This is a genomic window from Flavobacterium tibetense (assembly GCF_003293845.1).
GTDB lineage: Bacteria > Bacteroidota > Bacteroidia > Flavobacteriales > Flavobacteriaceae > Flavobacterium > Flavobacterium tibetense.
Genome location: NZ_QLST01000001.1, coordinates 330,772 through 352,469, shown reverse-complemented (window position 1 = coordinate 352,469; position 21,698 = coordinate 330,772). Strand labels below are relative to the sequence as shown.

General features: G+C 32.5%; 21 protein-coding genes. 11 read left to right on the top strand and 10 right to left on the bottom strand.

The annotated features are described in order from the left end of the window. Window positions 1-250: 250 nt before the first annotated feature. From DPN68_RS01695 to DPN68_RS01680, 4 genes are all read right to left on the bottom strand, one after another. Window positions 251-2,635, bottom strand: a complete 2,385-nt coding sequence (locus DPN68_RS01695) for a LamG-like jellyroll fold domain-containing protein (RefSeq protein ID WP_113987845.1) — start codon at window positions 2,633-2,635, stop codon at window positions 251-253. Window positions 2,636-2,728: 93 nt separating this feature from the next. Beyond that, window positions 2,729-3,379: a LytR/AlgR family response regulator transcription factor gene (locus tag DPN68_RS01690; protein ID WP_113987844.1), complete on the bottom strand. Its 651-nt coding sequence runs from the start codon at window positions 3,377-3,379 to the stop codon at window positions 2,729-2,731. 7 nt (window positions 3,380-3,386) lie between these two features. After that, window positions 3,387-5,054, bottom strand: coding sequence for a sensor histidine kinase (locus tag DPN68_RS01685; RefSeq protein ID WP_113987843.1), 1,668 nt, complete (start codon window positions 5,052-5,054; stop codon window positions 3,387-3,389). A gap of 20 nt (window positions 5,055-5,074) precedes the next feature. Continuing rightward, entirely contained in the window at window positions 5,075-5,569 is a 495-nt protein-coding gene (locus DPN68_RS01680; RefSeq protein WP_113987842.1) for a DUF456 domain-containing protein, read from the bottom strand. A gap of 47 nt (window positions 5,570-5,616) precedes the next feature. Between DPN68_RS01680 and DPN68_RS01675 the strand changes: the two genes are divergently transcribed. Further along, window positions 5,617-6,096 carry a hypothetical protein gene (locus tag DPN68_RS01675; RefSeq protein WP_113987841.1) on the top strand — a complete coding sequence of 160 codons (480 nt, stop codon included), beginning with the start codon at window positions 5,617-5,619 and terminating at the stop codon, window positions 6,094-6,096. Window positions 6,097-6,210: 114 nt separating this feature from the next. Here DPN68_RS01675 and DPN68_RS01670 read toward each other — a convergent pair whose 3' ends face one another. Continuing rightward, entirely contained in the window at window positions 6,211-7,236 is a 1,026-nt protein-coding gene (locus DPN68_RS01670) for a glycosyltransferase family 2 protein (RefSeq protein WP_317047758.1), read from the bottom strand. Window positions 7,237-7,319: 83 nt separating this feature from the next. Then, on the bottom strand, window positions 7,320-8,441 hold the full coding sequence (locus tag DPN68_RS01665) for a lysylphosphatidylglycerol synthase domain-containing protein (protein WP_113987839.1): 1,122 nt from the start codon (window positions 8,439-8,441) through the stop codon (window positions 7,320-7,322). On the opposite strand from DPN68_RS01665, the gene ruvC reads away from it, so the two are divergent. Both ruvC and hemW read left to right on the top strand, forming a co-directional pair. After that, window positions 8,329-8,883, top strand: a complete 555-nt coding sequence (ruvC, locus tag DPN68_RS01660) for a crossover junction endodeoxyribonuclease RuvC (protein ID WP_113987868.1) — start codon at window positions 8,329-8,331, stop codon at window positions 8,881-8,883. The two genes, DPN68_RS01665 and ruvC, sit on opposite strands and share 113 nt — an antisense overlap. 61 nt (window positions 8,884-8,944) lie before the next feature. Continuing rightward, the gene (gene hemW, locus DPN68_RS01655; protein WP_113987838.1) at window positions 8,945-10,090 is read left to right on the top strand and encodes a radical SAM family heme chaperone HemW; all 1,146 of its coding nucleotides are present in this window, start codon (window positions 8,945-8,947) and stop codon (window positions 10,088-10,090) included. 4 nt (window positions 10,091-10,094) lie between these two features. Here the strand turns inward: hemW and DPN68_RS01650 are convergent, their stop codons facing one another. Continuing rightward, a complete protein-coding gene (locus DPN68_RS01650) occupies window positions 10,095-10,475 on the bottom strand; it encodes a hypothetical protein (protein WP_113987837.1) in 381 nt (126 codons plus the stop codon). 343 nt (window positions 10,476-10,818) lie between these two features. Here DPN68_RS01650 and DPN68_RS01645 point away from each other — a divergent pair, with 343 nt between their 5' ends. Both DPN68_RS01645 and DPN68_RS01640 read left to right on the top strand, forming a co-directional pair. Continuing rightward, window positions 10,819-11,586, top strand: a complete 768-nt coding sequence (locus tag DPN68_RS01645; protein WP_113987836.1) for a cyclase family protein — start codon at window positions 10,819-10,821, stop codon at window positions 11,584-11,586. An 8-nt stretch (window positions 11,587-11,594) separates the two neighbouring features. After that, window positions 11,595-11,960 (top strand): MmcQ/YjbR family DNA-binding protein, encoded by a 366-nt coding sequence (locus DPN68_RS01640; RefSeq protein ID WP_113987835.1) that lies wholly within the window; start codon window positions 11,595-11,597, stop codon window positions 11,958-11,960. Between the two features lies 1 nt (window position 11,961). On the opposite strand, the gene DPN68_RS01635 is transcribed toward DPN68_RS01640, so the two are convergent. Further along, entirely contained in the window at window positions 11,962-13,062 is a 1,101-nt protein-coding gene (locus DPN68_RS01635; RefSeq protein ID WP_113987834.1) for a DUF4407 domain-containing protein, read from the bottom strand. A gap of 272 nt (window positions 13,063-13,334) precedes the next feature. Further along, the gene (ahcY, locus tag DPN68_RS01630; protein ID WP_113987833.1) at window positions 13,335-14,651 is read right to left on the bottom strand and encodes an adenosylhomocysteinase; all 1,317 of its coding nucleotides are present in this window, start codon (window positions 14,649-14,651) and stop codon (window positions 13,335-13,337) included. Between the two features lie 128 nt (window positions 14,652-14,779). On the opposite strand from ahcY, the gene DPN68_RS01625 reads away from it, so the two are divergent. The 6 genes from DPN68_RS01625 (at window position 14,780) to DPN68_RS01600 (ending at window position 21,134) form a co-directional block, all read left to right on the top strand. Continuing rightward, the gene (locus DPN68_RS01625) at window positions 14,780-15,472 is read left to right on the top strand and encodes a 4'-phosphopantetheinyl transferase family protein (RefSeq protein WP_113987832.1); all 693 of its coding nucleotides are present in this window, start codon (window positions 14,780-14,782) and stop codon (window positions 15,470-15,472) included. 30 nt (window positions 15,473-15,502) lie between these two features. Next, window positions 15,503-16,219 (top strand): geranylgeranylglyceryl/heptaprenylglyceryl phosphate synthase, encoded by a 717-nt coding sequence (locus DPN68_RS01620; protein WP_113987831.1) that lies wholly within the window; start codon window positions 15,503-15,505, stop codon window positions 16,217-16,219. After that, window positions 16,216-16,830 (top strand): nicotinamide riboside transporter PnuC, encoded by a 615-nt coding sequence (pnuC, locus tag DPN68_RS01615; protein ID WP_113987830.1) that lies wholly within the window; start codon window positions 16,216-16,218, stop codon window positions 16,828-16,830. The genes DPN68_RS01620 and pnuC overlap by 4 nt, the downstream gene beginning before the upstream one ends. Continuing rightward, entirely contained in the window at window positions 16,800-18,335 is a 1,536-nt protein-coding gene (locus tag DPN68_RS01610) for a DUF4301 family protein (RefSeq protein WP_113987829.1), read from the top strand. The genes pnuC and DPN68_RS01610 overlap by 31 nt, the downstream gene beginning before the upstream one ends. Continuing rightward, window positions 18,328-18,729, top strand: a complete 402-nt coding sequence (arfB, locus tag DPN68_RS01605) for an alternative ribosome rescue aminoacyl-tRNA hydrolase ArfB (protein ID WP_113987828.1) — start codon at window positions 18,328-18,330, stop codon at window positions 18,727-18,729. Before DPN68_RS01610 ends, arfB begins: the two co-directional genes overlap by 8 nt. A 221-nt stretch (window positions 18,730-18,950) precedes the next feature. Further along, a complete protein-coding gene (locus tag DPN68_RS01600) occupies window positions 18,951-21,134 on the top strand; it encodes a TonB-dependent receptor (RefSeq protein ID WP_113987827.1) in 2,184 nt (727 codons plus the stop codon). A gap of 56 nt (window positions 21,135-21,190) precedes the next feature. Here the strand turns inward: DPN68_RS01600 and DPN68_RS01595 are convergent, their stop codons facing one another. Continuing rightward, entirely contained in the window at window positions 21,191-21,502 is a 312-nt protein-coding gene (locus DPN68_RS01595; protein WP_239986981.1) for a Rieske (2Fe-2S) protein, read from the bottom strand. Window positions 21,503-21,698: the final 196 nt, after the last annotated feature.

Here is a 21,698-nt window from a genome sequence, read left to right as displayed (position 1 = left end):
CATCCGCAACCATTTTAAAATAAACGGTTCCATTTAAGGAACTGCTTAAAAAAGCAAAGCCCAAGAGTTGATAAACTTTTGGGCTTTTTGTTATTGAAGTTTTTGAAAATAAAAACCCCTAAATAAAATCTATTTAGGGGTTTGAAAAAAACTTAAACTTACATCAACACAATTTGTATTCCTAAAACAATGAGTAGTAGGTAAAATATAACTAATAGAATTTCTAATTTATATTTTTTCCAAAATTGCATTATTCTTTAATAATTTTATGTGTTTGAGTGAAACCGTTAGTATTTGTAGCTTTCAGTAAATAGATACCTGTTGGAAAATTCGTCAAATCTAAGTTTTGGAATTCATTTTCAATTTGCTTAGACAAGATTAATTTACCAATCATATCATGCACCTCAACAGAAACCGTTTCTAAAGTTTGAATGTTTATAAAACCTTTTGTTGGATTTGGATATACCATTAAGCTGTTTTGTGCAAAATTATCCGAACTTAAAACTAACGGACAAGTGTTTCCTGTTGTAACCGCAGAACCTGAAGCCCAGTTTGAAGTGGCGCCTGTTAATCCAAAATTAGTTAATGTTCCATTATTTCCGTTTCCAGAATCATCTGTTACAGTAGTAATTGCTGTATTATTAACAAGATCAAATCCTTGGTTAAATTTATAATAAACGACAACATTAGTTTGTGTATTATCTAACTCACAATCCTTAGTTGCTAAGATATCAGTTACAGACAAAGCAACATTCCAAACTCTAACTTCATCAATATCTCCATTAAAGAATTCTGATGCAATATTACCAGACCCAACTCTCAACCTATTATCTGAATTTCTTAATGTTCTATTGCCAATAGCAACAGAAGCCTCTAAATTTCCATCTAGGTATAAACGTAAAGAGTTATTGTTCTCAAACACAAATGTTGCATGATACCAAGTATTTGGTGTTAATACAGTTGTTCCTGTTAAATATGTATCTGGAGAAGCACTGATACCTGCACTTAATCTTCCAGTAGCATTGACACCCATTTGTACTGACCATCCACCAGAACCATCATTACCCCTTTGAAGAATTACATCAGAATTCACAGGAATTGAAGGAATTCTGAACCAAGCTTGGTACGTTTGATTTTGAGTATTATTTGTGATTGCATTTGCTGAAAGAACAAAATCATTAGTACCATCAAAATTTAAATGAGTAGCATAAGCATTTACATTAACTACAATTTCTACTCTTTCACTTTCACATCCGTTCGCATTTGTGCTTGCTACCCAATAAGAAGTTGAGCCAGCAGTTGCAGTAGATGGCGTTGGATCAGTTGTAGATCCAGTTCCTCCGGTTGCAGCAGTATACCATAGTAATCCAGTTCCATTAGTTCCTGTTGTAGCGGTTAACGAGGAAGCTGTATCACCTTGATTATAGGTAACTGGAGTAGTCACTGATGGGTTTCCTGGCACTACCGAACCGGTTGTTACAGGTGAACCATCCAACCAATTTGAAGTTGAACCATTCAAAGCAAATCCTGTTAAGGTCCCGATAGGTCCAGTTGTAGCTGTTAACGTTGTTTCAGCTGAATTATTTACTGCATCAATACCTTGATTGAATTTATAATAAGCTAGCAACCCTGTTTCAGAACCTTGTAATTCACAATCCATTGAACCATTAATTTGTTCTGGCGTTCTAGCTACATTCCAAACTCTTACTTCGTCTATATCACCAGTGAAATTTTCTGTATTTGAACCAATTCTTGATCCAATATTTATTTGTTGTGAACCAGAGGGAATACTTACAGAAGATGCTTGTGAAGCAATTAGATTTCCATTTGCATAAACATACATATTTGCCCCATCATATACAGCTGCTACATGTGTCCAAGTATTTAAAGGAACTGAAAATGAAGAATTTAATGCCGTGTTATTTACCCAAAATTGAATATTGTTATTATTTCTTACACGAAACAAGAACTTGTGATACGCCCCATCATAATCAGTAATAATATTGTTCCAACCATTTAGAGCTGATGGATTAATCCATGCTTCTAAGGTTAAAGCTGTTGTCCCATTTAAAGCCATTGATAATGATGTTCCTAAATTTACAAAGTCATTCGATCCATCAAAATTTAAGTGAGTGGCTTGAGGAAACATAAAAGTGCTAAAGTATAAATCTCTTGTTGGCAATGAACTACCATTAGAATAAGCAGAACCATTTAAGTAACCATTATTATTTGTAAATAAATTCATTCTTGCTCCATCAGAGCTTTGGAACCCAAAAGTATAAGTATTACCTGAGATTAATGGAATTGAAGATGGGAAATTAACCGTAACACTACCTCCTGTTGAACCAGTAACATTTAAATTTGTAGAACCTAATACCGATCCACCAAATCCATCGCCGTTATAAATGGTAACAGTAAAATTACCAGGTAAAGTAGGAGATGGGGTGTTATTAACATTAAAAGTAATTGTTGCTAAATTTCCGGTAATTCCAGCTTGAAAAGATTGTCCATCGTTGTTGCCAAAAACAAGCAAATCTGCAGCAAAACTTCCATTTCCATTTTGGTCTAGAGTTTGGCTAAAGCCAAAGAAACTTAAAAGAAGTAATAAAATTGAATAAAAATACTTTTGTTTCATAATAATTGTTTTATAGTTTATGAAACAAAAGTATTAGTAAAAGTGCTGTGAAATTTTAATTTGGGACAAACTGCAAAAGTTTGTATACGAAAATCAAATACTTAAATCTAAATTTCTTGAAATAGGAATTTCGTAATTATCAATATGAAGACTATTAGATGTTTTTCTTGAAATTTTCTCTTTGTTAACAATATACGATCGATGCACTCTACAGAAGGTGTCTGAATCTAATTCCATTTGTATGTTATCCAATGTATTTCTTAAAGTTATTTTCTTTGAAACCGTTTGAATATCGATATAATTTCTCTCGCTTTTTGCAAATAATATGTCTTTGTAATAGAGCTTTATTTCTTCGTAGCCATCTTTTACCTTGATATATTCCTTCTTTAAATTATTCTTTGCCAATTCTATTGCCGCAATTAGTTCAATTTTTTTGATGGGTTTGGTTAAATATCCAACAGGTTGCACTTTTAATGCTTTTTGCATGGTTTCTCGCTCAGTTTGAGCCGTAACAAAAATAATTTTTTTATTTATTGCATAATTTTCTGCCCAAATAATTCCGGAATCTTTACCTTCAACATTGATGTCTAACAAAATAATTTCTGGTTCAAAATTAGTCACTAATTCAATTGCTTGATTAATTTTAAAAGCAATTTCAATATTTGAAAAACCTTCTTTCAACAAAGTATCTCTTAAAAAATGAGCAATTAAGACTTGATCTTCTACAATTAAAATCTTTGGCATATGAAAGTTATTTTTTTAAAATCAATTTAAAGTTGAATCCATTTAATGTAGTAATTTCACATTTAGATTCTAATTGTAAACAAATTTGAGAAACTAATTTGGGCTCAATTTCTTTTCCTTTACTATTTTCTCCATTATCAGAAAAAAGATATAAAATAGTATCTTCTTGCAACTCAATTTTTAATGAAATTTCTTTAGTTTGGCCATCTTTAAAAGCATGCTTCAATGAATTTATAATAAGTTCTGTAGTTAAAAGTCCTAAAAACATTGCTTTTTCAGCTGGTAAAATAATGTTTGCTAGTTTAAACTCGGAAAAAATATTTTTTTTATTAAAACTGTCAGTGAAATTTAAACTTAATTCTGTAAGGTATTCGTTTAGATTAATCAGGTCGTTATTTTTTGTTTGGTATAAATACCTGTGCAATGTAGCTATTGTGTCCACTTTTATTAAAAGACTTTCTAATTCTTTTTGATGTTTCTTCTTCTTAAATTTAGAGATTAGCTCATTAATTAATAAACTAATCACTTGTAGATTATTGTTTACTCGATGGTTGGTTTCGCTAACTAAAAATTTATTTTCATCATATAGTTTTGTCAGCTCTTTGTTTTTGAACTTAATTTTTTTATTGTAAAAGTACATTATAAAAATCCCTGTAAAAAGCGAAATCAATACAATAATCAATAAATAAATATTTTTTTTATACTCTTTAAGCTCTTTTTCTTTCCCTTCAATAATAAATTTATTTTCTAAAAGTTGATATTTTTTAGAATTTGCATACCCTTCAATCATTAGGTCAACATTAGCCAATGAATCTCTGTAAAAAAATGCATTTTGATAATCTTCTTGCAATATATAACAGATTTTAATCTCGTTGTAACATTGTTGAATTTGAAAAAGATTATTGATTTCTTTTGCTCTTTCTAATCCTAATTTATGGTAATAAATAGCTTTTTTAAAGTTACTTTCTTTGTGATGATAATATCTCCCTAAATTAATTGACACATCAATGTAAGCTAAAACTGAATTATTTTGTTCTGCAATTTCATGTGCTTTTAAAAAATACTTTTTAGCATTACTAGGATTTCTATGAAAATCTAAGTAACCTATTTCATTTAAAGTATATGCTATTAAAGATTTATCTTCAATTTCATTTTGATTGTCTAGAATGAGTCGCCCGATCTCTTTTATTTTAGCTACAGAATCTGGAACATTATTGTAATACTCTGCTAATAAAGCAATGCGACGATTATAATAATAGTATTTATAAGCTAATTCTTTGTTTTCAGACAATAATTTTTCAGCCTCATAAATGTAATTATTTGCCATATTTCGCTTTACTAATGCACGTGAAACTTCTGCTTTAATAGTTAGAATATAAAACTGTTTACTTTTATCTTGTTTTTCTTTGTAAAAGCTCTCTGCTCTATCTAAATAATAAAAACAACTATCTGTTTTATAAAGCGATTTTAAAATTCTGGCATATTTTATATAATAATCTGCTCTTTCTTCAGAATTCGTTTTTGAATTTTTAATTGCCTTTTGGGTAACAACATAAGCAGAATCATATTGCGAAACAGAAATAAGGTTTTCTATTTTATTGGTTAAATCATTTTGACCAATAAAACGAAAACTTACCAATAAAGCTACAATCAAAAAACTATATTTTGAACTCATTCGTTAAAAAATTAAATACCTTAAAACCATACTTCCCAATTAGCAAAAAACACAAAAAAGAAAACAAACAACAAAACTAAACTCACTACAACTTTTATAAAAGTAGAAGCCAAAAGTCCCAAAAACGAACCAAAAGCTGCTTTTAAAGCACGGTTTCCATCATTGGCATAAATTAATTCTCCTAAAAATGCTCCTAAAAACGGACCAATAACAAAACCTAAGGGCGGAAAAAACAACCCAATTACCAATCCAATATTGGTTCCCCAAACACCGTATTTACTGCCTCCAAAATATTTCGTTCCTTTTCCAGGGATGATATAATCTAAAATTGAAATCACTACTACAACTAGCAAGGTAACACCCAAAACCCAATAATTCACTGGAATTTCCGGTATAAAATACAACAATAATAATCCCAACCAACTCACAGGCAAGCCAGGCAATGCAGGCAACAAACTTCCCACTATACCAAACAACATACAAAAGAAACCCGCTAGCAATAAAAAGTATTCCATAAATATTCTTACTTTTGACAATCTATTCCAACAAAGTTAACAGATTAATGAAGAACTTTCTAATTATTTTTTGTCTTGTCTTTTTATCTTCTTGTCAGCTTTTCGATAAAAAAGTGCCCGACGAGCAGGAACTACTACAACAAGAATTACAAAAAATCAATTGGAAGGAAGTCGATGCGTATCCAACAGTTGCTAGTTGCGAATCAATCAATGATAAAGAAGTCCAAAAACAATGCTTTTTTGATTATTTAACACAACTCATTCAACAACGAATCAGCATTGATACTTTACATATTTTGTATCCAGAAATTGATACCATAAGCGTAAAAGTTACCATTCAACCTGATGCAACTGTAGCATTTGAAACGCTAAAACCTGAAGAAACGGTTTCTTACGATATTGAAGTAATCGATAGTATTCTTCAAAATCGTTTGGCTGATTTTCCAAAAATTGAACCCGCTATCAAACGAGGAATTAAAGTGAAATCGCAGTTTGTTTTACCGGTGATTATTAAAGTGGAAGAGTGAGAAAATGGATGATGGATTTTCTGATTTTCGGATATTCTGACTTCTCAAACTTTTTCATTAAAAAGCTTTGTGAACTCTGTGCCTTCTTTGTGCTCTTTGTGGTAAAAATAAAATTTATTTTCTAAAATTTCTTCCTTTCCAATTGTATTTCCTAAACAAAGAATACACCGCTACCGAAACACTAAAAAACGGATACAACAAACTACTAGCCAACACGTATTGCAATTTCGATTGGAAAAAATTTGCCGTTTTGTAAAGTAAAATAAAATCGATTAGAAATTTCAATGCGACAAAAAGCATGAATACATTTTGGTCTAAAATTCCAATTAACCAGAGTAAAAAACTTAAAATCCAAGTCAAATTCCCAACAAAAACTACCAAAGCCAATAACTTTCCATAAACCGAAGAATATCCCGAACTCTTCGATGCCCAGCGAACGCGTTGCTGAAACAATTCACTCCAAGTTGCAACTGGTTTTGTAGCCACAATACTTTCTTTAGCCAATAGAAATCCGACTTTCTTTGGCGCAACGGAAACTGCCTTTTGCAATAAAAAAACATCATCACCACTTGCAATGGTTTCATTTCCTTGAAAACCGTTTAACTCATTAAAAAAAGCCTTGGAATAAGCAAAATTAGCACCATTACACATAAAAGGTTTCCCAATGCCAAAACTTCCAATAGTAGCGCCTTGTAAACTCAAAAAATCTAAATTCTGAAAAGCGGATAAAAAGCCATTTTTTGGAAGATAACAAACACCAGAAGCTATCATTTCAACTTCATTTTCCTGAATATATTGATCATAAATCGTCAACCAATCTTTCTGAACCAAACAATCCGCATCAGTAGTAATTATCCAATCGTTTTTAGCAACTTGTATCGCCGCTTCAATCGCATCTTTTTTTGGTGAATTTGATTTACGAATGTTCTTGATTTGGAAAATTTGGAATTTGGAATTTGGAATTTGGAATCTCTCCTCAGAGTCATCATCCACCAAAATCACCTCAACCAATTCCTTCGGATAATGCAACAATGAAATCGAATGCAATAAATTCGGAAGATTTTCTTTTTCATTTCGGAACGGAACTACAATCGTAAAGGCTGTTTTTGGTACAAACTCTTTTTTAGAAAAAGGTTTCATTCGTTGAAAACCATAAATCAATTGCCCAATAAATAGGAAATAAAGAAGAAAAACGAGGCTTAAAATTAGTTCCAACATACCGTTTATTCTTTAGTATTGGATTGATACTTCATCACAAACAAACTTCCAATAACCACTGGAATTACTAAATTAAACAACCACATTACAGACGTAATTGTAATGATTTTCCATTCTGAAATGCCTAATTTTCCAAATAAAAACAATGCTACACTTCCTTTTATCGCCACATCCATCAAATGAATACTCGGAATAATCGATGCTAAAAAATACATTAAAAAAATGGTTGCTAATGCCAATGAATACGAAATTTCACAATCGAAAATAAGTAATAAAAAGTAGAATTGGTGTGCGAAAATCAAATAGCGAAGAATTGAAAGTTGTAAAGTTGTAACATGAAATCCAACGGATAACTTTTTGAAAGCATCACTTATTTTTTGCAAGGACAAACCGTAAATCGTAATGTTTCGAAACCTAAAAATTAGAAAAACAACAAAAAGAAACAATGCTAAAAGTAACAAATGCAACATTGAGAATTTGAAATTTATCCAAACCAATGATTCTGAAACTACAATACTACTGATTACAAATCCGAGAACTCCAAAAAAAGTAGTGACCAACATTTGGGAGCTATTGCCAATGAAATTCAGGAAAATAATTTTTCTTACTCTCTTCTTATTAAAATATAAAGCTTTTGCTCCGTATTCTCCAATTCTATTCGGTGTAAAAATCGATGCTGTTAACGAGCCTAAACTCTGTTTTGCCGACTCTAAAAAAGAAATTTTCGCAAAACTACTAACCAAATGCTGCCATTTTAAAATTTCGAAAACCCAATTCAAAACCGATAATAGCAAAAGAAAAAACAAACTTTTAATCGAAAAATAGTCCGAAATCAAACGCCAATCGATAGCTTTTTCACCTTGTAATTGGTTTACAATATAATACAAAGCACCGCTCACTATCAAAAGTTTGACGAGAACTAAAAGGAATTGCTTAGCTTTGTGAGGAATTGCAATCATGGTTACAAAGTAACAAAAACTTTGCACTTGAAACTTGAAACTTGAAACAAAATAATTGGCAAACGAACGCATCATATTAGGAATCGATCCTGGAACTACCATAATGGGTTTTGGATTAATCAAAGTAGTCAACAAGAAAATGGAATTTCTACAGTTGAACGAACTCATTTTGTCCAAATACGACGACCATTATACCAAATTGAAAGTCATTTTTGAACGCACAATTGAACTTATTGAAACCCATCATCCTGATGAAATTGCAATTGAAGCGCCTTTCTTTGGGAAAAATGTGCAATCGATGTTAAAATTAGGAAGAGCGCAAGGCGTTGCGATGGCAGCAGGATTATCGCGCCAAATTCCCATAACAGAATACGAACCAAAAAAAATTAAAATGGCCATCACCGGAAACGGAAACGCCAGCAAAGAACAAGTAGCTAAAATGCTCCAACAATTATTAGGTTTAAAAGAATTACCAAAAAATCTCGACTCAACAGATGGTTTGGCAGCAGCTGTTTGTCATTTTTTCAATTCAGGAAGAGTCGAAATAGGGAAAAGCTATTCAGGTTGGGATGCTTTTGTGAAACAGAATGAATCGAGAGTTAAAAAATAGTTTCAGTCTCAGTTTTCAGTCTCAGTGCTGCAAACTGCGACTGCGACTGAATACTTATAAAATGTCAGGTATCTACATCCATATCCCTTTTTGCAAGCAAGCGTGTCACTATTGCGACTTTCATTTTTCTACTAATTTAAAGAAGAAAGGGGAAATGGTTTTAGCTTTAGCGAAAGAAATTGAAATGCGTAAAAGTGAGATTCTCGACTTCGCTCGAAATGACATGGAAATTGAAACGATTTATTTTGGTGGAGGAACTCCTTCGATTTTGTCGGTTGAAGATTTACGATTTTTGATTGATTCGGTTTATAAAAATTACAAAGTAGTTGAAAATCCAGAAATTACAGTAGAAGCCAATCCTGATGATTTATCCGAAGAGCAAATAATCGAACTCTCAAAAAACAAAGTCAACCGATTGTCTATAGGAATTCAATCGTTTTTTGAAGATGATTTAAAGATGATGAATCGCGCACATAATTCGGAAGAAGCTAAAAAGTGTTTGGAAACGGCAACTCAGTATTTCGACAATATTTCCATCGATTTAATTTATGGAATTCCCGAAATGAGTAACGAAAAATGGTTGCAAAATATTGAAATGGCTTTGTCTTTTGGTGTACCTCATATTTCGAGTTATGCTTTAACGGTTGAACCTAAAACTGCTTTGCATTCGTTCATTCAAAAGGGGATTATTCCGCAACCTGATGATGAAGTAGCTCAAGAGCATTTTCAAATTTTGGTCGATAAACTTTCAGAAAACGGATTCATTCATTACGAATTATCCAATTTTGGTAAAGAAAATTATTTTTCCAAAAACAATTCGAGTTATTGGTTAGGGAAAAAATACATTGGAATTGGTCCGTCAGCACACAGTTACGATGGAAAAAATCGGGGTTGGAATATTTCTAATAATTCGTTATACATCAAATCGATTCAAGAAAATAAATTACCAATTGAAATGGAAACCTTAACCAAAACCGACCGTTATAACGAATATATTATGACGGGTTTACGCACAATTTGGGGCGTTTCTTTCGATAGAATTGAGGAAGAATTTGGGAAAACCTATTTGGATTATTTAAATCAACAAGCAGCAAAATTCATCGAAGACCATTTGTTGTTTGTTGATGATAATATTTTGCGAACCACCAAAAAAGGAAAGTTTTTAAGTGATGGAATTGCTAGTGATTTGTTTCTGTTGAATTTATAATTATTTATTCCGATTGAAATAAACTCAAGGTTAAGTTTAAAAAACCTGTCAACAGCGCTCCTTTAAAATCAGAAACACCGTTAGGATTGAAAGAATCCATTTTGTTATTGTATATTAAATTTTCAGGAATTATAATTGAATTTTTATATTCTAATTTTCCATTGTAATAAGAAAAATTGTCATTTAATTGAGTGGTTCGGTTGTAAATAGAAAAATCATAATCCGTGCGAAACTGCAACTGATTTAAAACAAAAGTTGGTTTATTATTATTAAAATTCACATTTAAATTAATTGGCTGTTGAAAGGTTTGTTGCATAACCGTTTTCATTTGAGCAAACAAATAAACATTTGAAAAAAGCAATGTGATTACAAGATATTTTTTCATTTTCAGCGTCTTTTTAATTTTAAAACCTTATAAAATTAGTTATTAGTTTGTTTATAAACAAGCAATTGAGATAAATTTCATAAATGTTTAATTACATCTAATTTGTTTTAATTGAATTTGGAGTAATTCTTAACCACGAAGCACACAGAGAAGGCACAACGAAACACAAAGCTTTGTGAACTTAGTGAAAAACCTTGTGACCTTTGTGGTTAAAAATAGAATTTTAATTAACTTTTTGCTAAATTTGAAGTAAATATTAACCACTAAGAACACAAAGAAGGCACAACGAAACACAAAGCTTTGTGAACTTAGTGAAACCCTTGCGCTCTTTGCGGTTAAAAATATGAAAGCAACAATCAACAACTTCCAAATCAACTTATCAAAACCTATTGATATTTCCATTCCATTAACCAATAACGAACAAAATCCGATTGCGTGGTATCAAAATGCACCCGAAATTGAACCTGTAAAAATGGGCGATTGGATTGGGAAAGTTTCGGAAGGAAAATCATCAACGAATTTTAATAATATTTTCTTCAATCCGCATGCTCATGGCACGCACACGGAATGTTTGGGACATATTACTCGAGATTTTTACTCTATAAACCAATGTTTGAAACAGTTTTTCTTTACTGCGGAGTTGATTTCGGTGGAACCAAAAAAGATTGGAGAAGATTTAGTTATTACGAAAGAGCATATCTCGACCGCGCTCGATAAGACAAAAAACGGTTCAATTGAAGCTATTATCATCAGAACATTACCAAATACAGAAAGCAAAAAGCATCTGAATTATTCCAATACCAATCCAACTTATTTGGAAGAAGCAGCTGCCATCTTCATCAGAGAAAAAGGAATCCAACATTTATTAATCGATTTACCAAGTGTAGACAAAGAACATGATGAAGGAAAATTGCTAGCACACAAAGCCTTTTGGAATGTAAAAGATGTGAATCAAGTAAATGAAGATGCTCGCTTTAATTGTACAATTACGGAGATGATTTTTGTAAACGAAGAAATCCAAGATGGAAGTTATATTTTGAATTTGCAATTCGCTTCATTTGAAAATGATGCTTCGCCATCGAAACCAGTTTTGTATAAAATTGAAAAATAGCAACTAAAATGGACATCCAACAACTCTACGAATTCTGCCAATCCAAAAAAGGCGTCACCGAACATTTTCCTTTTGATGAAGATACTTTGGTGTTTAAAGTTGGCGGAAAAATGTTTTGTTTAACTTCATTATCCGAATGGGAAAAAGGAACACCATCGTTAAATTTAAAATGTGATCCTGAACGTGCTTTGGAACTTCGAGCTGAATTTGAAGCAGTTGAACCAGGGTATCACATGAGCAAAGTTCACTGGAATACCATTCGTTTTCACGGCGATGTTTCGGATAAAATGATGTGCGAATTAATCAATCATTCGTATGATTTAGTTTTCAAAAGTTTGACTAAAAAATTGCAACAAGAGATTAGTTCTACCTAATTTACATCGATTTTTTCTGCTTCTCAACAAAACCATCCGCTTGAAGTTTTAGCAATTCCAATGCACTTTTCTTTTTGTAGTTGTACAATTCTTTATCTTCTTTTATATCAGCATAGACTTTATCGTAAATTTCGGCATCGGTTTGTTTTTGCAATTCGCTTTGGTAGCGGTTTTGAGCCAAAATATTTTGTAACCCTAATTCATTATCTTCTTGCTTGAAATCGTATTCGCCTTTTGGTGATAGCAGTTTAGCAATTATAGGCGAAGTTTCAATAGCTAAAAACAGTAACATAATAAATAACGAAGGCAATAATGGCAATTGATTCAATGCATTAATTCGAGCCATTAAACCGTCGAAACCTTCAATAATAGGTTGGGTTTCGGTGACTTTTTTATCCAAATCGGCTTGTAAGGTTTTGGCTTGTGCTTCTAAATCAGTAATCTTTGCTTGATTGGTTGTTTTTAACGCGGCTAAATCTTGTAAAGCCGCATCATGTTTTTCGCGTTTTTCTTTATAAACTGGCCCTTTGCCTAATTTTTTAGTTCCAGCTGTTCCTTCGGCTTCGGTAATGTAAACCGAATACAAATCATTTACTTCTTTCTCTTTTTTCAAAATATCCGATTTCAAACTATCTATTTGCGATTGGTTTTTATCTAAATCCGATTGGAAATAACTGGTCACTTCTTTTTTGTTCGCCAATAGCATTTTGTTCTTCTCTTTCAGTAAAACCGTATTGATTTCTTTTTCGAAAATTTTAATTTCCAATGGTTTTGAAATTACGATAGCAATAATAATTGCCAAAACAATTCGTGGTGTGGCTTGAATGAATTCGTCTAAAAAACGCTCTCTTTTTTTGATAGTTGAAACAATGAATCGATCCAAATTAAAAATAAGCAAACCCCAAACTAACCCGAAAGCCATTGAAATTAAGGCATTGTCAAAAACCGTAAACAAAGCATACGAACTAGCAATAAAAGCCATAACAGCTGTAAAGAAAACGGTGGCTCCAATTCCAGCGTATTTGTTTTGCTCACCATTGGAACAGGAAGCAATCAAATTTTTATCCGCTCCAGAACACAAAATGAAAAAGTTTTTCAACATAATACGGTTTTTAAATTTGCGATGTTACTTATTAGTAGTCATTTAACGTAAAATGTTTCAATTTGTTGTTATTTTATTGAAAATAAACACGTTACCAACTGAAAACTATTTTCGCATTAGGGATAAGAGCGGCATCCTTTTATGGAGCCTAAAGCGGAATAAAAGATAGAGCGGATAGCCCGACCCTTGGGTAATGCCCAAAAAAAGAAAACCCTTACAATTAGATTGCAAGGGTTTTTATGGTCTTAATACTTAATACTTTCGTCTTAATACTAGTATCTATAATATTCTGGCTTGAATGGTCCTTGAACTTCAACACCAATATAAGCGGCTTGATCTGGACGTAATGTTTCCAATTCTACACCTAATTTAGCTAAGTGTAACATCGCCACTTTTTCATCTAAATGTTTTGGCAACATATAAACTTCATTTTTATATGCAGCTCTGTTTGTCCATAATTCAATTTGAGCTAACGTTTGGTTAGTAAATGAATTTGACATTACAAAACTTGGATGACCTGTAGCACAACCTAAATTCACTAAACGTCCTTCTGCTAAAATGATAATATCTTTTCCAGCAATTGTATATTTATCTACTTGAGGCTTAATTTCTACTTTAGAAGCTCCATGGTTCTTGTTTAACCAAGCCATATCGATTTCATTATCGAAGTGACCAATGTTACAAACAATAGTTTTATCTTTCATTTGCTCAAAGTGTGAACCTAGAACAATGTCTTTATTTCCTGTTGTTGTAATAATAATATCAGCAGTTTTTATAACTGTGTCTAATTTTTTTACTTCAAAACCGTCCATAGCTGCTTGTAAAGCACAAATTGGATCAATTTCAGTAACTGTTACAATAGAACCAGCACCACGGAAAGAAGCTGCTGTTCCTTTTCCTACGTCTCCATATCCACAAACGATAACTCTTTTTCCTGCTAACATAATGTCCGTTGCACGACGAACCGCATCAACAGCTGATTCTTTACATCCGTATTTGTTATCAAATTTAGATTTAGTAACTGAATCGTTTACGTTGATAGCTGGCATGTATAACGTTCCTGCTTTCATTCTTTCGTATAAACGGTGCACTCCAGTTGTAGTTTCTTCTGACAAACCTTTGATTCCATCAACTAATTCAGTGTATCTATCGAAAACCATATTGGTTAAATCACCACCATCATCTAAAATCATGTTTAATGGTTGACGATTTTCCCCAAAGAATAACGTTTGCTCAATACACCAATCAAATTCTTCCTCATTCATTCCTTTCCAAGCATAAACTGGAATTCCAGCAGCAGCAATAGCAGCAGCAGCATGATCTTGAGTGGAGAAAATATTACAAGAAGACCAAGTAACATCAGCACCAAGAGCAACTAAAGTTTCAATTAACACCGCTGTTTGAATGGTCATGTGTAAACATCCTGCAATACGAGCACCTTTTAAAGGTTGGCTTGCGCCATATTCTGCTCTTAACGCCATTAAACCTGGCATTTCAGCTTCTGCTAACTCAATTTCTTTTCTTCCCCATGCTGCTAAAGAAATATCTTTAACTTTGTATGGTACATATGGAATTGTTTTTGTACTCATTATTTTTATATATTTATTTTAATTTTGAGTCGGCAAAGTTACAACATAAGTTTTTATTTTCTAAATGAATTGTAAGATTTTGTGAAATGTTTAATATCCTAATGCGTTGAAATTCAAATCTATATTAAATGCCTTATTATAAAGCTATAACACTGAACGAACACACCACTGCTTATTTTTGGAAAATAACAGAAGATGTAACCTCTTTATTTCGAGCGGTTTCAATGAAAGACACCTCACTTTTTAGGTATGAAAACATGAAATCGGAAAGCCACCAAAAAGGTTTTTTAGCCGTTCGCATGCTTTTGCAACATTTGGGCTATACGGATTATAATTTAGTTTATGACGAAACTGGAAAACCACATTTAATGGTGGAAGCAAACCCATCACCCATCACCCATCACCCATCACCTAACATTCATTACCCATTACCCAACCAAAAATATATTTCCATTTCGCACTCACACGAATTTTCATGCATTTGCATAAGCGATGAACCCATGGGAATTGACATGGAAAAACTCAAAGAAAAAACGTTAAGAATAGCCTGTAGATATATGGATGTAAAACATCTTGAAAATCTTTCTGAAACAGATAAAATAGAAAAAGCAACCGTAATTTGGGGGGTAAAAGAATCCATTTTTAAAATCAAAAACGAAACGGGAATCAGCTTTCCAGAGCATATTTTTGAAAATCCGTTTGATTTGAAAGATGGTCAATGTATGGCTGAATTGCATTTTAATAACACGATAGAAAAATTCAATATCCAATTTTTTAAAGTAGAAGATTATATCTTTGTGTGCGCTTTTCCAAACCAATAAAAACTGCGACTTTACGTCTCTGTAAGAAATATGACAAACCTGTATCAGCAAATTTTAATTTCAAAAGCTACTAATCAAAAACTATTAGCCATTCTAATCGACCCCGAAAAAGTTGCGATAGAAAACGTTTTGGTTTTGTCTGAAAAAATTAAAGCTGCACCAGCAACACATATTCTTGTAGGTGGAAGTACTTTTAGTGGAACACATCTCAATCAATTGATTGCTGTTTTAAAAAAAGAAACACAATTACCCGTTTTGATTTTCCCTGGTCATCCTTCCCAAATTTCCAACGAAGCTGATGGTATTTTATTTTTGAGTTTACTTTCGGGTCGAAATCCTGAGTATTTGATTGAACACCATATCAACTCGGTGGAAGCTTTAGAAAAGTCAAATTTAGAAATTATTCCAACAGGTTATTTGCTTATCGATGGTGGAAAAGAAACCGCTGTGCAACGCGTAAGTCAAACCCAACCGATAGAACAAAACAATATCGAATTAGCTTATAAAACGGCTAAAGCTGGAGAGTTTTTAGGTAAAAAACTAATTTATTTAGAAGCCGGAAGCGGTGCCAACCAACATGTTTCTTTAGAAATGATTCGTTTTGTTTCGCAAAACATTCAAATCCCTTTGATTGTGGGCGGAGGTATTCGTTCTATGAAAACAATTCAAGAAATTTATCAAGCGGGAGCGGATTTGGTTGTCATTGGAACCGCTTTTGAAAACAATCCCAATTTCTTCGAATTATGATAGAATTCCTATTTTCTCAGTATAAAGATTATCCCAATTATTTGATTGTATTGGAATTAATTGCCGTTGGTTTTGGAATTATAAGTGTTTTGTTTGCCAAAAAGAATAACATTTTGGTTTATCCTACAGGATTAGTTAGCACGCTGATTTTCGTTTATATTTTATTGGAATTTCAATTATATGGCGATTTAATCATCAATATTTACTATTCCATAATGAGTATTTTGGGTTGGTATTTATGGAGTAGAACCAAAAATGGAGCCGATGAATTTCCAATTTCGATGATGACTAAAAAAGATTTTACCATTTCATTGCTAATTTTTGTTGTAACCCTACTTTTTGTAGTGTTTGTTTATCTTTTTTTTAATAAATTTACGGATTGGACTGCTTATGTAGATGCACTCACTACAGGATTATTTTTCGTAGGAATGTGGCTCATGGCGAAAAGAAAAGTTGAAAACTGGATTTTATGGATTGTAGCTGATGTAATTTCAGTACCACTATATTTCCACAAAGGATTAACCTTTTCAAGTTTGCAATTTTCAATTTTTACAATACTTGCTATTTTAGGCTATTTAGAATGGAAAAAACTTTTACACAAACCGATATAGATTTTATCAAAAACAGAGGGAATTCGTTAGAAAAAATCGAGCAACAATTGTATTTTTTCAAAACGGGAATTCCAAAAATTAATTTGGTGAAATCCGCTACTGTTGGCGATGGCATTTGGAAATTTTCTGAGGAAGAAATTCAATCGCTGGCCAACTATTTCGACAAACACAAGAGCAACTATTCCTTAGAAAAATTTGTCCCAGCTTCGGGTGCAGCAACTCGAATGTTTCAGTTTTTAATTGAGTTCATTAACGAATTTGATTTGGAAACAGAAACCATCAACACCTATTTGAACAAAAAAAACGCTAAGGATTTATCTATTTTTGTTTTTGGATTGAAAAACTTCCCATTTTATGAAACTTTGAAGTCCAAAACCATCGAATTATATCCCGATTTTTATTCGTTTTCCAATGATAGAAAGCAATATGTGCTAATTCAAACTTTATTGCATTCCGAAGGCTTGAATTTTGCCCAAAAACCAAAAGGAATTCTGCCTTTTCATACCAAAGAAAAACACATTGCCACACCAACAGAAGAAAATCTGATGGAAGCTGCATTCATGGCAAAACCAAATATAAAAACAAAAATTCATTTTACGATTAATAAAGAGTTTCAATCAGATTTTGAAAAAATAACCCATCAATTTCCTGATTTTGAAGTAAGTTTTTCTTACCAAAATCAAACTTCCGATACTTTAGCGGTAAATGAAGATAATTTACCATTCCGATTAGAAACTGGTGAAATTTTCTTTCGCCCAGGCGGTCATGGTGCTTTAATTGAAAACTTAAACGCCTTGCAATCGGACTTAATTTTTATTAAAAACATTGATAATGTTGCCCAAAATCACAAAGTAATAATTACTACTTACAAAAAAGTGTTGGGTGGCGTTTTGATGCATGTGCAACATCAAATTTTCAACTATTTAAAACTATTAACTTCTGGAAAAGTTGATGAAAAGCAATTGAACGAAATTAAAACTTTTGCAGAAGAAAAAGCTTCATTTCCTTTACCAGAAGAATTTCAGTTTTTTCAACATGAGTATAAAATTGAGTATTTAATAAAAGTATTGAATCGTCCTATTCGTGTTTGTGGAATGGTTAAAAACGAAGGCGAACCAGGTGGCGGACCATTTTGGGTTCAAGACGAAAAAGGAAGACAAACCTTGCAAATTGTAGAATCATCACAAATTGATTTCAGTAATAAAACACAAAAGAATATTGCTAGAGAAGCTACACATTTTAATCCAGTTGATATTGTTTGTGGCGTTAAAAACTTCAAAGGCGAAAAATTTGATTTAACTCAATTTGTTGACCCAAAAACTGCTTTTATAACCGAAAAAACCAAAAACGGAAAACCCATAAAAGCCTTTGAACTTCCGGGATTATGGAACGGCGCCATGGCAAAATGGACTACCATTTTTGTTGAAGTTCCGCTAGAAACTTTTAATCCAGTAAAAACGGTCAACGATTTACTAAAACCAGCACACCAACCCGACAATGGATAAATCAATCATCGCATCCGAATTTTCATTTAAAGCCGTAAGAAGCAGTGGCGCTGGCGGACAAAACGTAAACAAAGTATCTTCTAAAGTGGTTTTATCTTTTGATTTGTTAAATTCCAAAGGCTTAACGGATGATGAAAAAACATTGTTACGAACCAAAATAGCAACCAAATTAACCCAAGACGGCATCCTAATTTTAACCAGCGAAGAAGACCGAAGTCAACTTAAAAACAAAGAGAAAGTTATCAAAAAATGTTTTAAGTTGTTAGAAAATGCTTTAATAATCCCAAAAGAAAGAAAAGCAACAAAAGTTACAAGAGCAGCAAAAGAAAAACGGCTAAATGCAAAAAAAGTAATGAGCGTTTTAAAACAAAACCGAAAAAAAACAAACTTTTAAACTTGAAACTTGGAACTTTAAACTAAAGAATCATATCTTTGCCCCGTCTCAAAGGGGTGCTCCAAATAACGAGCTGAGATTATACCCATAGAACCTAGAACAGGTAATGCTGTTTAGGGAACTGACAAAAATAAAAGTGCACGTTTATTTGCGTCAAAGAGTATCAAATTTAATTTTAACCAAAAGAATAATTGCCCCTTTTATTCGTATATAATTTACGAATGAAAACTTTATTCAAAAAGAAAGGCCACAAAGGCACCAAGACGCAAATTTATTTGAGTCTATTTTCTGTTCTCTTTTCTCTTTTCTCTTTTTCTCAAGAAACGCAGAAAGACAGTTTGAAAACTACCGAGCTTAAAGAAGTTACGGTTTCGTCTGTTCGAGCGAAAGACAAAAATCCTATTACGTATACAAACGTTTCTAAAGAAGAAATTGCACCGCGAAATTTGGGGCAAGATATTCCAGTTTTGTTGCAATATTTGCCTTCTGTAGTGACCACAACCGATGCTGGAAATGGTGTGGGTTATACGTACATGCGTGTTCGTGGTTCTGATGGTTCGCGAATCAACGTAACTTTAAATGGAATTCCTTTTAACGACAGTGAAAGTCAAGGAACATTTTTTGTGAATTTACCTGATTTTGCTTCCTCTTTAGAAAGTGTGCAATTGCAACGCGGTGTGGGAACTTCAACCAATGGAGCCGGCGCTTTTGGTGCGAGTTTGAACATGGAAACCAAATCGTATCAAGAAGAAGCTTTTGCAGAAATTGCGAATTCTATTGGAAGTTTCAATACTAGAAAACACACGGTATCTTTTGGAACAGGATTACACAATAATTTCGAGTTGAACGGACGAATTTCTAACATTTCTTCCGACGGATTCATTGACAGAGCTTCTTCCGACATGTTTGGTTATTTTTTCAATGCCAATTATGTGAAAGAAAATACGTTAATCAAGTTTTTAGCATTTGGTGGAAAAGAGAAAACCTATCAAGCTTGGTACGGACTAGAAGATCCTGAAAAACTGAGAAATGACAGAACTTTCAATCCTGCTGGAATGTATTTTGACGAAAATGGCAACATGCAATTTTACGATAATGAAACGGATAACTATTGGCAAAACCACTTCCAATTGCATTGGTCAGAAAAATGGTCAGAAAAATGGATTTCAAATGCGGCTTTGCATTACACCATCGGAAAAGGATATTTTGAACAATACAAAGAAGATGAAGATTTAACCGATTATAATTTGCCTGCATTTAATGGAAATCCAATTTCTGACTTGGTTAGAAAACGTTGGTTAGATAATGACTTCTTTGGAGCTACATTTTCTCTCAATTATCAAAATAAAAAAACCGACTTACTAATTGGAGGTGCTGCTAACCGCTACTTAGGATTGCATTACGGCGAAGTAGTTTGGACACAAAATTACATTCCAAATCCAAATCGCTACTACGATAATTACGGAAACAAAGACGATGTGAATTTCTATGCTAAAATTTCGCAAGATGTAGATTCCAAATTGAATTTATTTGCAGATTTGCAATATAGAATGGTGTTTTACGACGCAACAAGTGTAAAGTTTGATGATGTAAATGATACCTTTCGTTTCTTTAATCCAAAAGCAGGTTTAAATTACCAATTGAATTCCAAAAATGCATTCTACGGTTATTTTGGTGTTGCTAACAAAGAACCAAGACGTGATGATTACGAAAGTGGCGCTATAAAACCAGAACGTTTATTTGATTATGAATTAGGCTGGAAATACAACTCAAAAAATATTCGATTTAATGCCAATGCTTTTTATATGCGTTACATTGATCAATTGGTATTAACAGGTGCATTAAATGATGTTGGAGCTCCAGTATTTACAAACAGTGGAAACAGCTATCGTTTAGGTTTGGAAATAGAATCCGTAATTCGTTTAAGCGATAAGTTTTTGATTAGTCCAAATATCACATTGAGTCAGAATAAAAATGAAGATTTTTTCTTCCAAAGAGATGGTGAATTACAGAACTTAGGAAACACCAATATCGCTTATTCTCCAAACATTATTGCTGGAAATATTGTAACGTATTCTCCAATTAAACTATTGAACATTTCATTACTGTCAAAATTCGTTGGTGAACAATACATGGGCAATATCGATTCCGAAAATTCAAAATTGAGAGACTATACGATACATGATTTGAATGTTACTTATGAATGGCGTATCAATAAAGGAATTAAATCGATTTTATTTTCTGGATTGGTCAATAACATTTTGGATAGAACTTACGAATCTAACGGCTATTTTTACACTTACGACGATGATTGGTCGGGTCCAAATATTACAACAATTGAAGGCGCTGGATTTTATCCACAAGCGGGAATTAATTTCTTAGCTGGCGTTACGCTATCTTTTTAATTCCATTTAGAAGTTATCAAAAAAAAATCTGGATGCAAAAACATCCAGATTTTTTATTAGTTATAAACTCGGATAGATTCAGGACTTAGTACCTCAACTCTATATTGTAACATCGGATATTGCATTCCAGGAGCTTGACCTGAAAACAAACTATATTCGGCATCGTCACACGGACAAATAGCTTTTATTCCAACTAAATTCATTGAAGAGCAACCACTCAACTCTTGATTAGGACAAGCCGCATCAAATGCTAAATAATTAGAGCCTGTATTAATGATGAAAATTTTATTTAAAACTCCTACTCCAATTTCCGAATAGGTAATTGCATTGCCAGGGAAATTTAACTGATTATATAATGGTAAATTCAAATTTATAACTGAGGAAGAAAACCGATAACTAGGTAAATAAGGATTGTTATTCCTAACAGAATCCTTGGTACAGCTTAGCAATACTATTGAAAAAACTATAAAAGTTAAATATCTTTTCATTTTAATTATATCTTATATTCTCCAAAAATAAATTAATTAACTTTAACAAACTAAAAGTTCAACTTAAATTTAAATT

Bases quoted from the DNA above. Each gene is read 5' to 3' on its own strand.
- DPN68_RS01695 (WP_113987845.1), bottom strand. From the start codon at position 2,635: ATGAAACAAAAGTATTTTTATTCAATTTTATTACTTCTTTTAAGTTTC.
- DPN68_RS01690 (WP_113987844.1), bottom strand. From the start codon at position 3,379: ATGCCAAAGATTTTAATTGTAGAAGATCAAGTCTTAATTGCTCATTTT.
- DPN68_RS01685 (WP_113987843.1), bottom strand. From the start codon at position 5,054: ATGAGTTCAAAATATAGTTTTTTGATTGTAGCTTTATTGGTAAGTTTT.
- DPN68_RS01680 (WP_113987842.1), bottom strand. From the start codon at position 5,569: ATGGAATACTTTTTATTGCTAGCGGGTTTCTTTTGTATGTTGTTTGGT.
- DPN68_RS01675 (WP_113987841.1), top strand. From the start codon at position 5,617: ATGAAGAACTTTCTAATTATTTTTTGTCTTGTCTTTTTATCTTCTTGT.
- DPN68_RS01670 (WP_317047758.1), bottom strand. From the start codon at position 7,236: ATGAAACCTTTTTCTAAAAAAGAGTTTGTACCAAAAACAGCCTTTACG.
- DPN68_RS01665 (WP_113987839.1), bottom strand. From the start codon at position 8,441: ATGAGTTCGTTCAACTGTAGAAATTCCATTTTCTTGTTGACTACTTTG.
- hemW (WP_113987838.1), top strand. From the start codon at position 8,945: ATGTCAGGTATCTACATCCATATCCCTTTTTGCAAGCAAGCGTGTCAC.
- DPN68_RS01650 (WP_113987837.1), bottom strand. From the start codon at position 10,475: ATGAAAAAATATCTTGTAATCACATTGCTTTTTTCAAATGTTTATTTG.
- DPN68_RS01645 (WP_113987836.1), top strand. From the start codon at position 10,819: ATGAAAGCAACAATCAACAACTTCCAAATCAACTTATCAAAACCTATT.
- DPN68_RS01640 (WP_113987835.1), top strand. From the start codon at position 11,595: ATGGACATCCAACAACTCTACGAATTCTGCCAATCCAAAAAAGGCGTC.
- DPN68_RS01635 (WP_113987834.1), bottom strand. From the start codon at position 13,062: ATGTTGAAAAACTTTTTCATTTTGTGTTCTGGAGCGGATAAAAATTTG.
- ahcY (WP_113987833.1), bottom strand. From the start codon at position 14,651: ATGAGTACAAAAACAATTCCATATGTACCATACAAAGTTAAAGATATT.
- DPN68_RS01625 (WP_113987832.1), top strand. From the start codon at position 14,780: ATGCCTTATTATAAAGCTATAACACTGAACGAACACACCACTGCTTAT.
- DPN68_RS01620 (WP_113987831.1), top strand. From the start codon at position 15,503: ATGACAAACCTGTATCAGCAAATTTTAATTTCAAAAGCTACTAATCAA.
- pnuC (WP_113987830.1), top strand. From the start codon at position 16,216: ATGATAGAATTCCTATTTTCTCAGTATAAAGATTATCCCAATTATTTG.
- DPN68_RS01610 (WP_113987829.1), top strand. From the start codon at position 16,800: ATGGAAAAAACTTTTACACAAACCGATATAGATTTTATCAAAAACAGA.
- arfB (WP_113987828.1), top strand. From the start codon at position 18,328: ATGGATAAATCAATCATCGCATCCGAATTTTCATTTAAAGCCGTAAGA.
- DPN68_RS01600 (WP_113987827.1), top strand. From the start codon at position 18,951: ATGAAAACTTTATTCAAAAAGAAAGGCCACAAAGGCACCAAGACGCAA.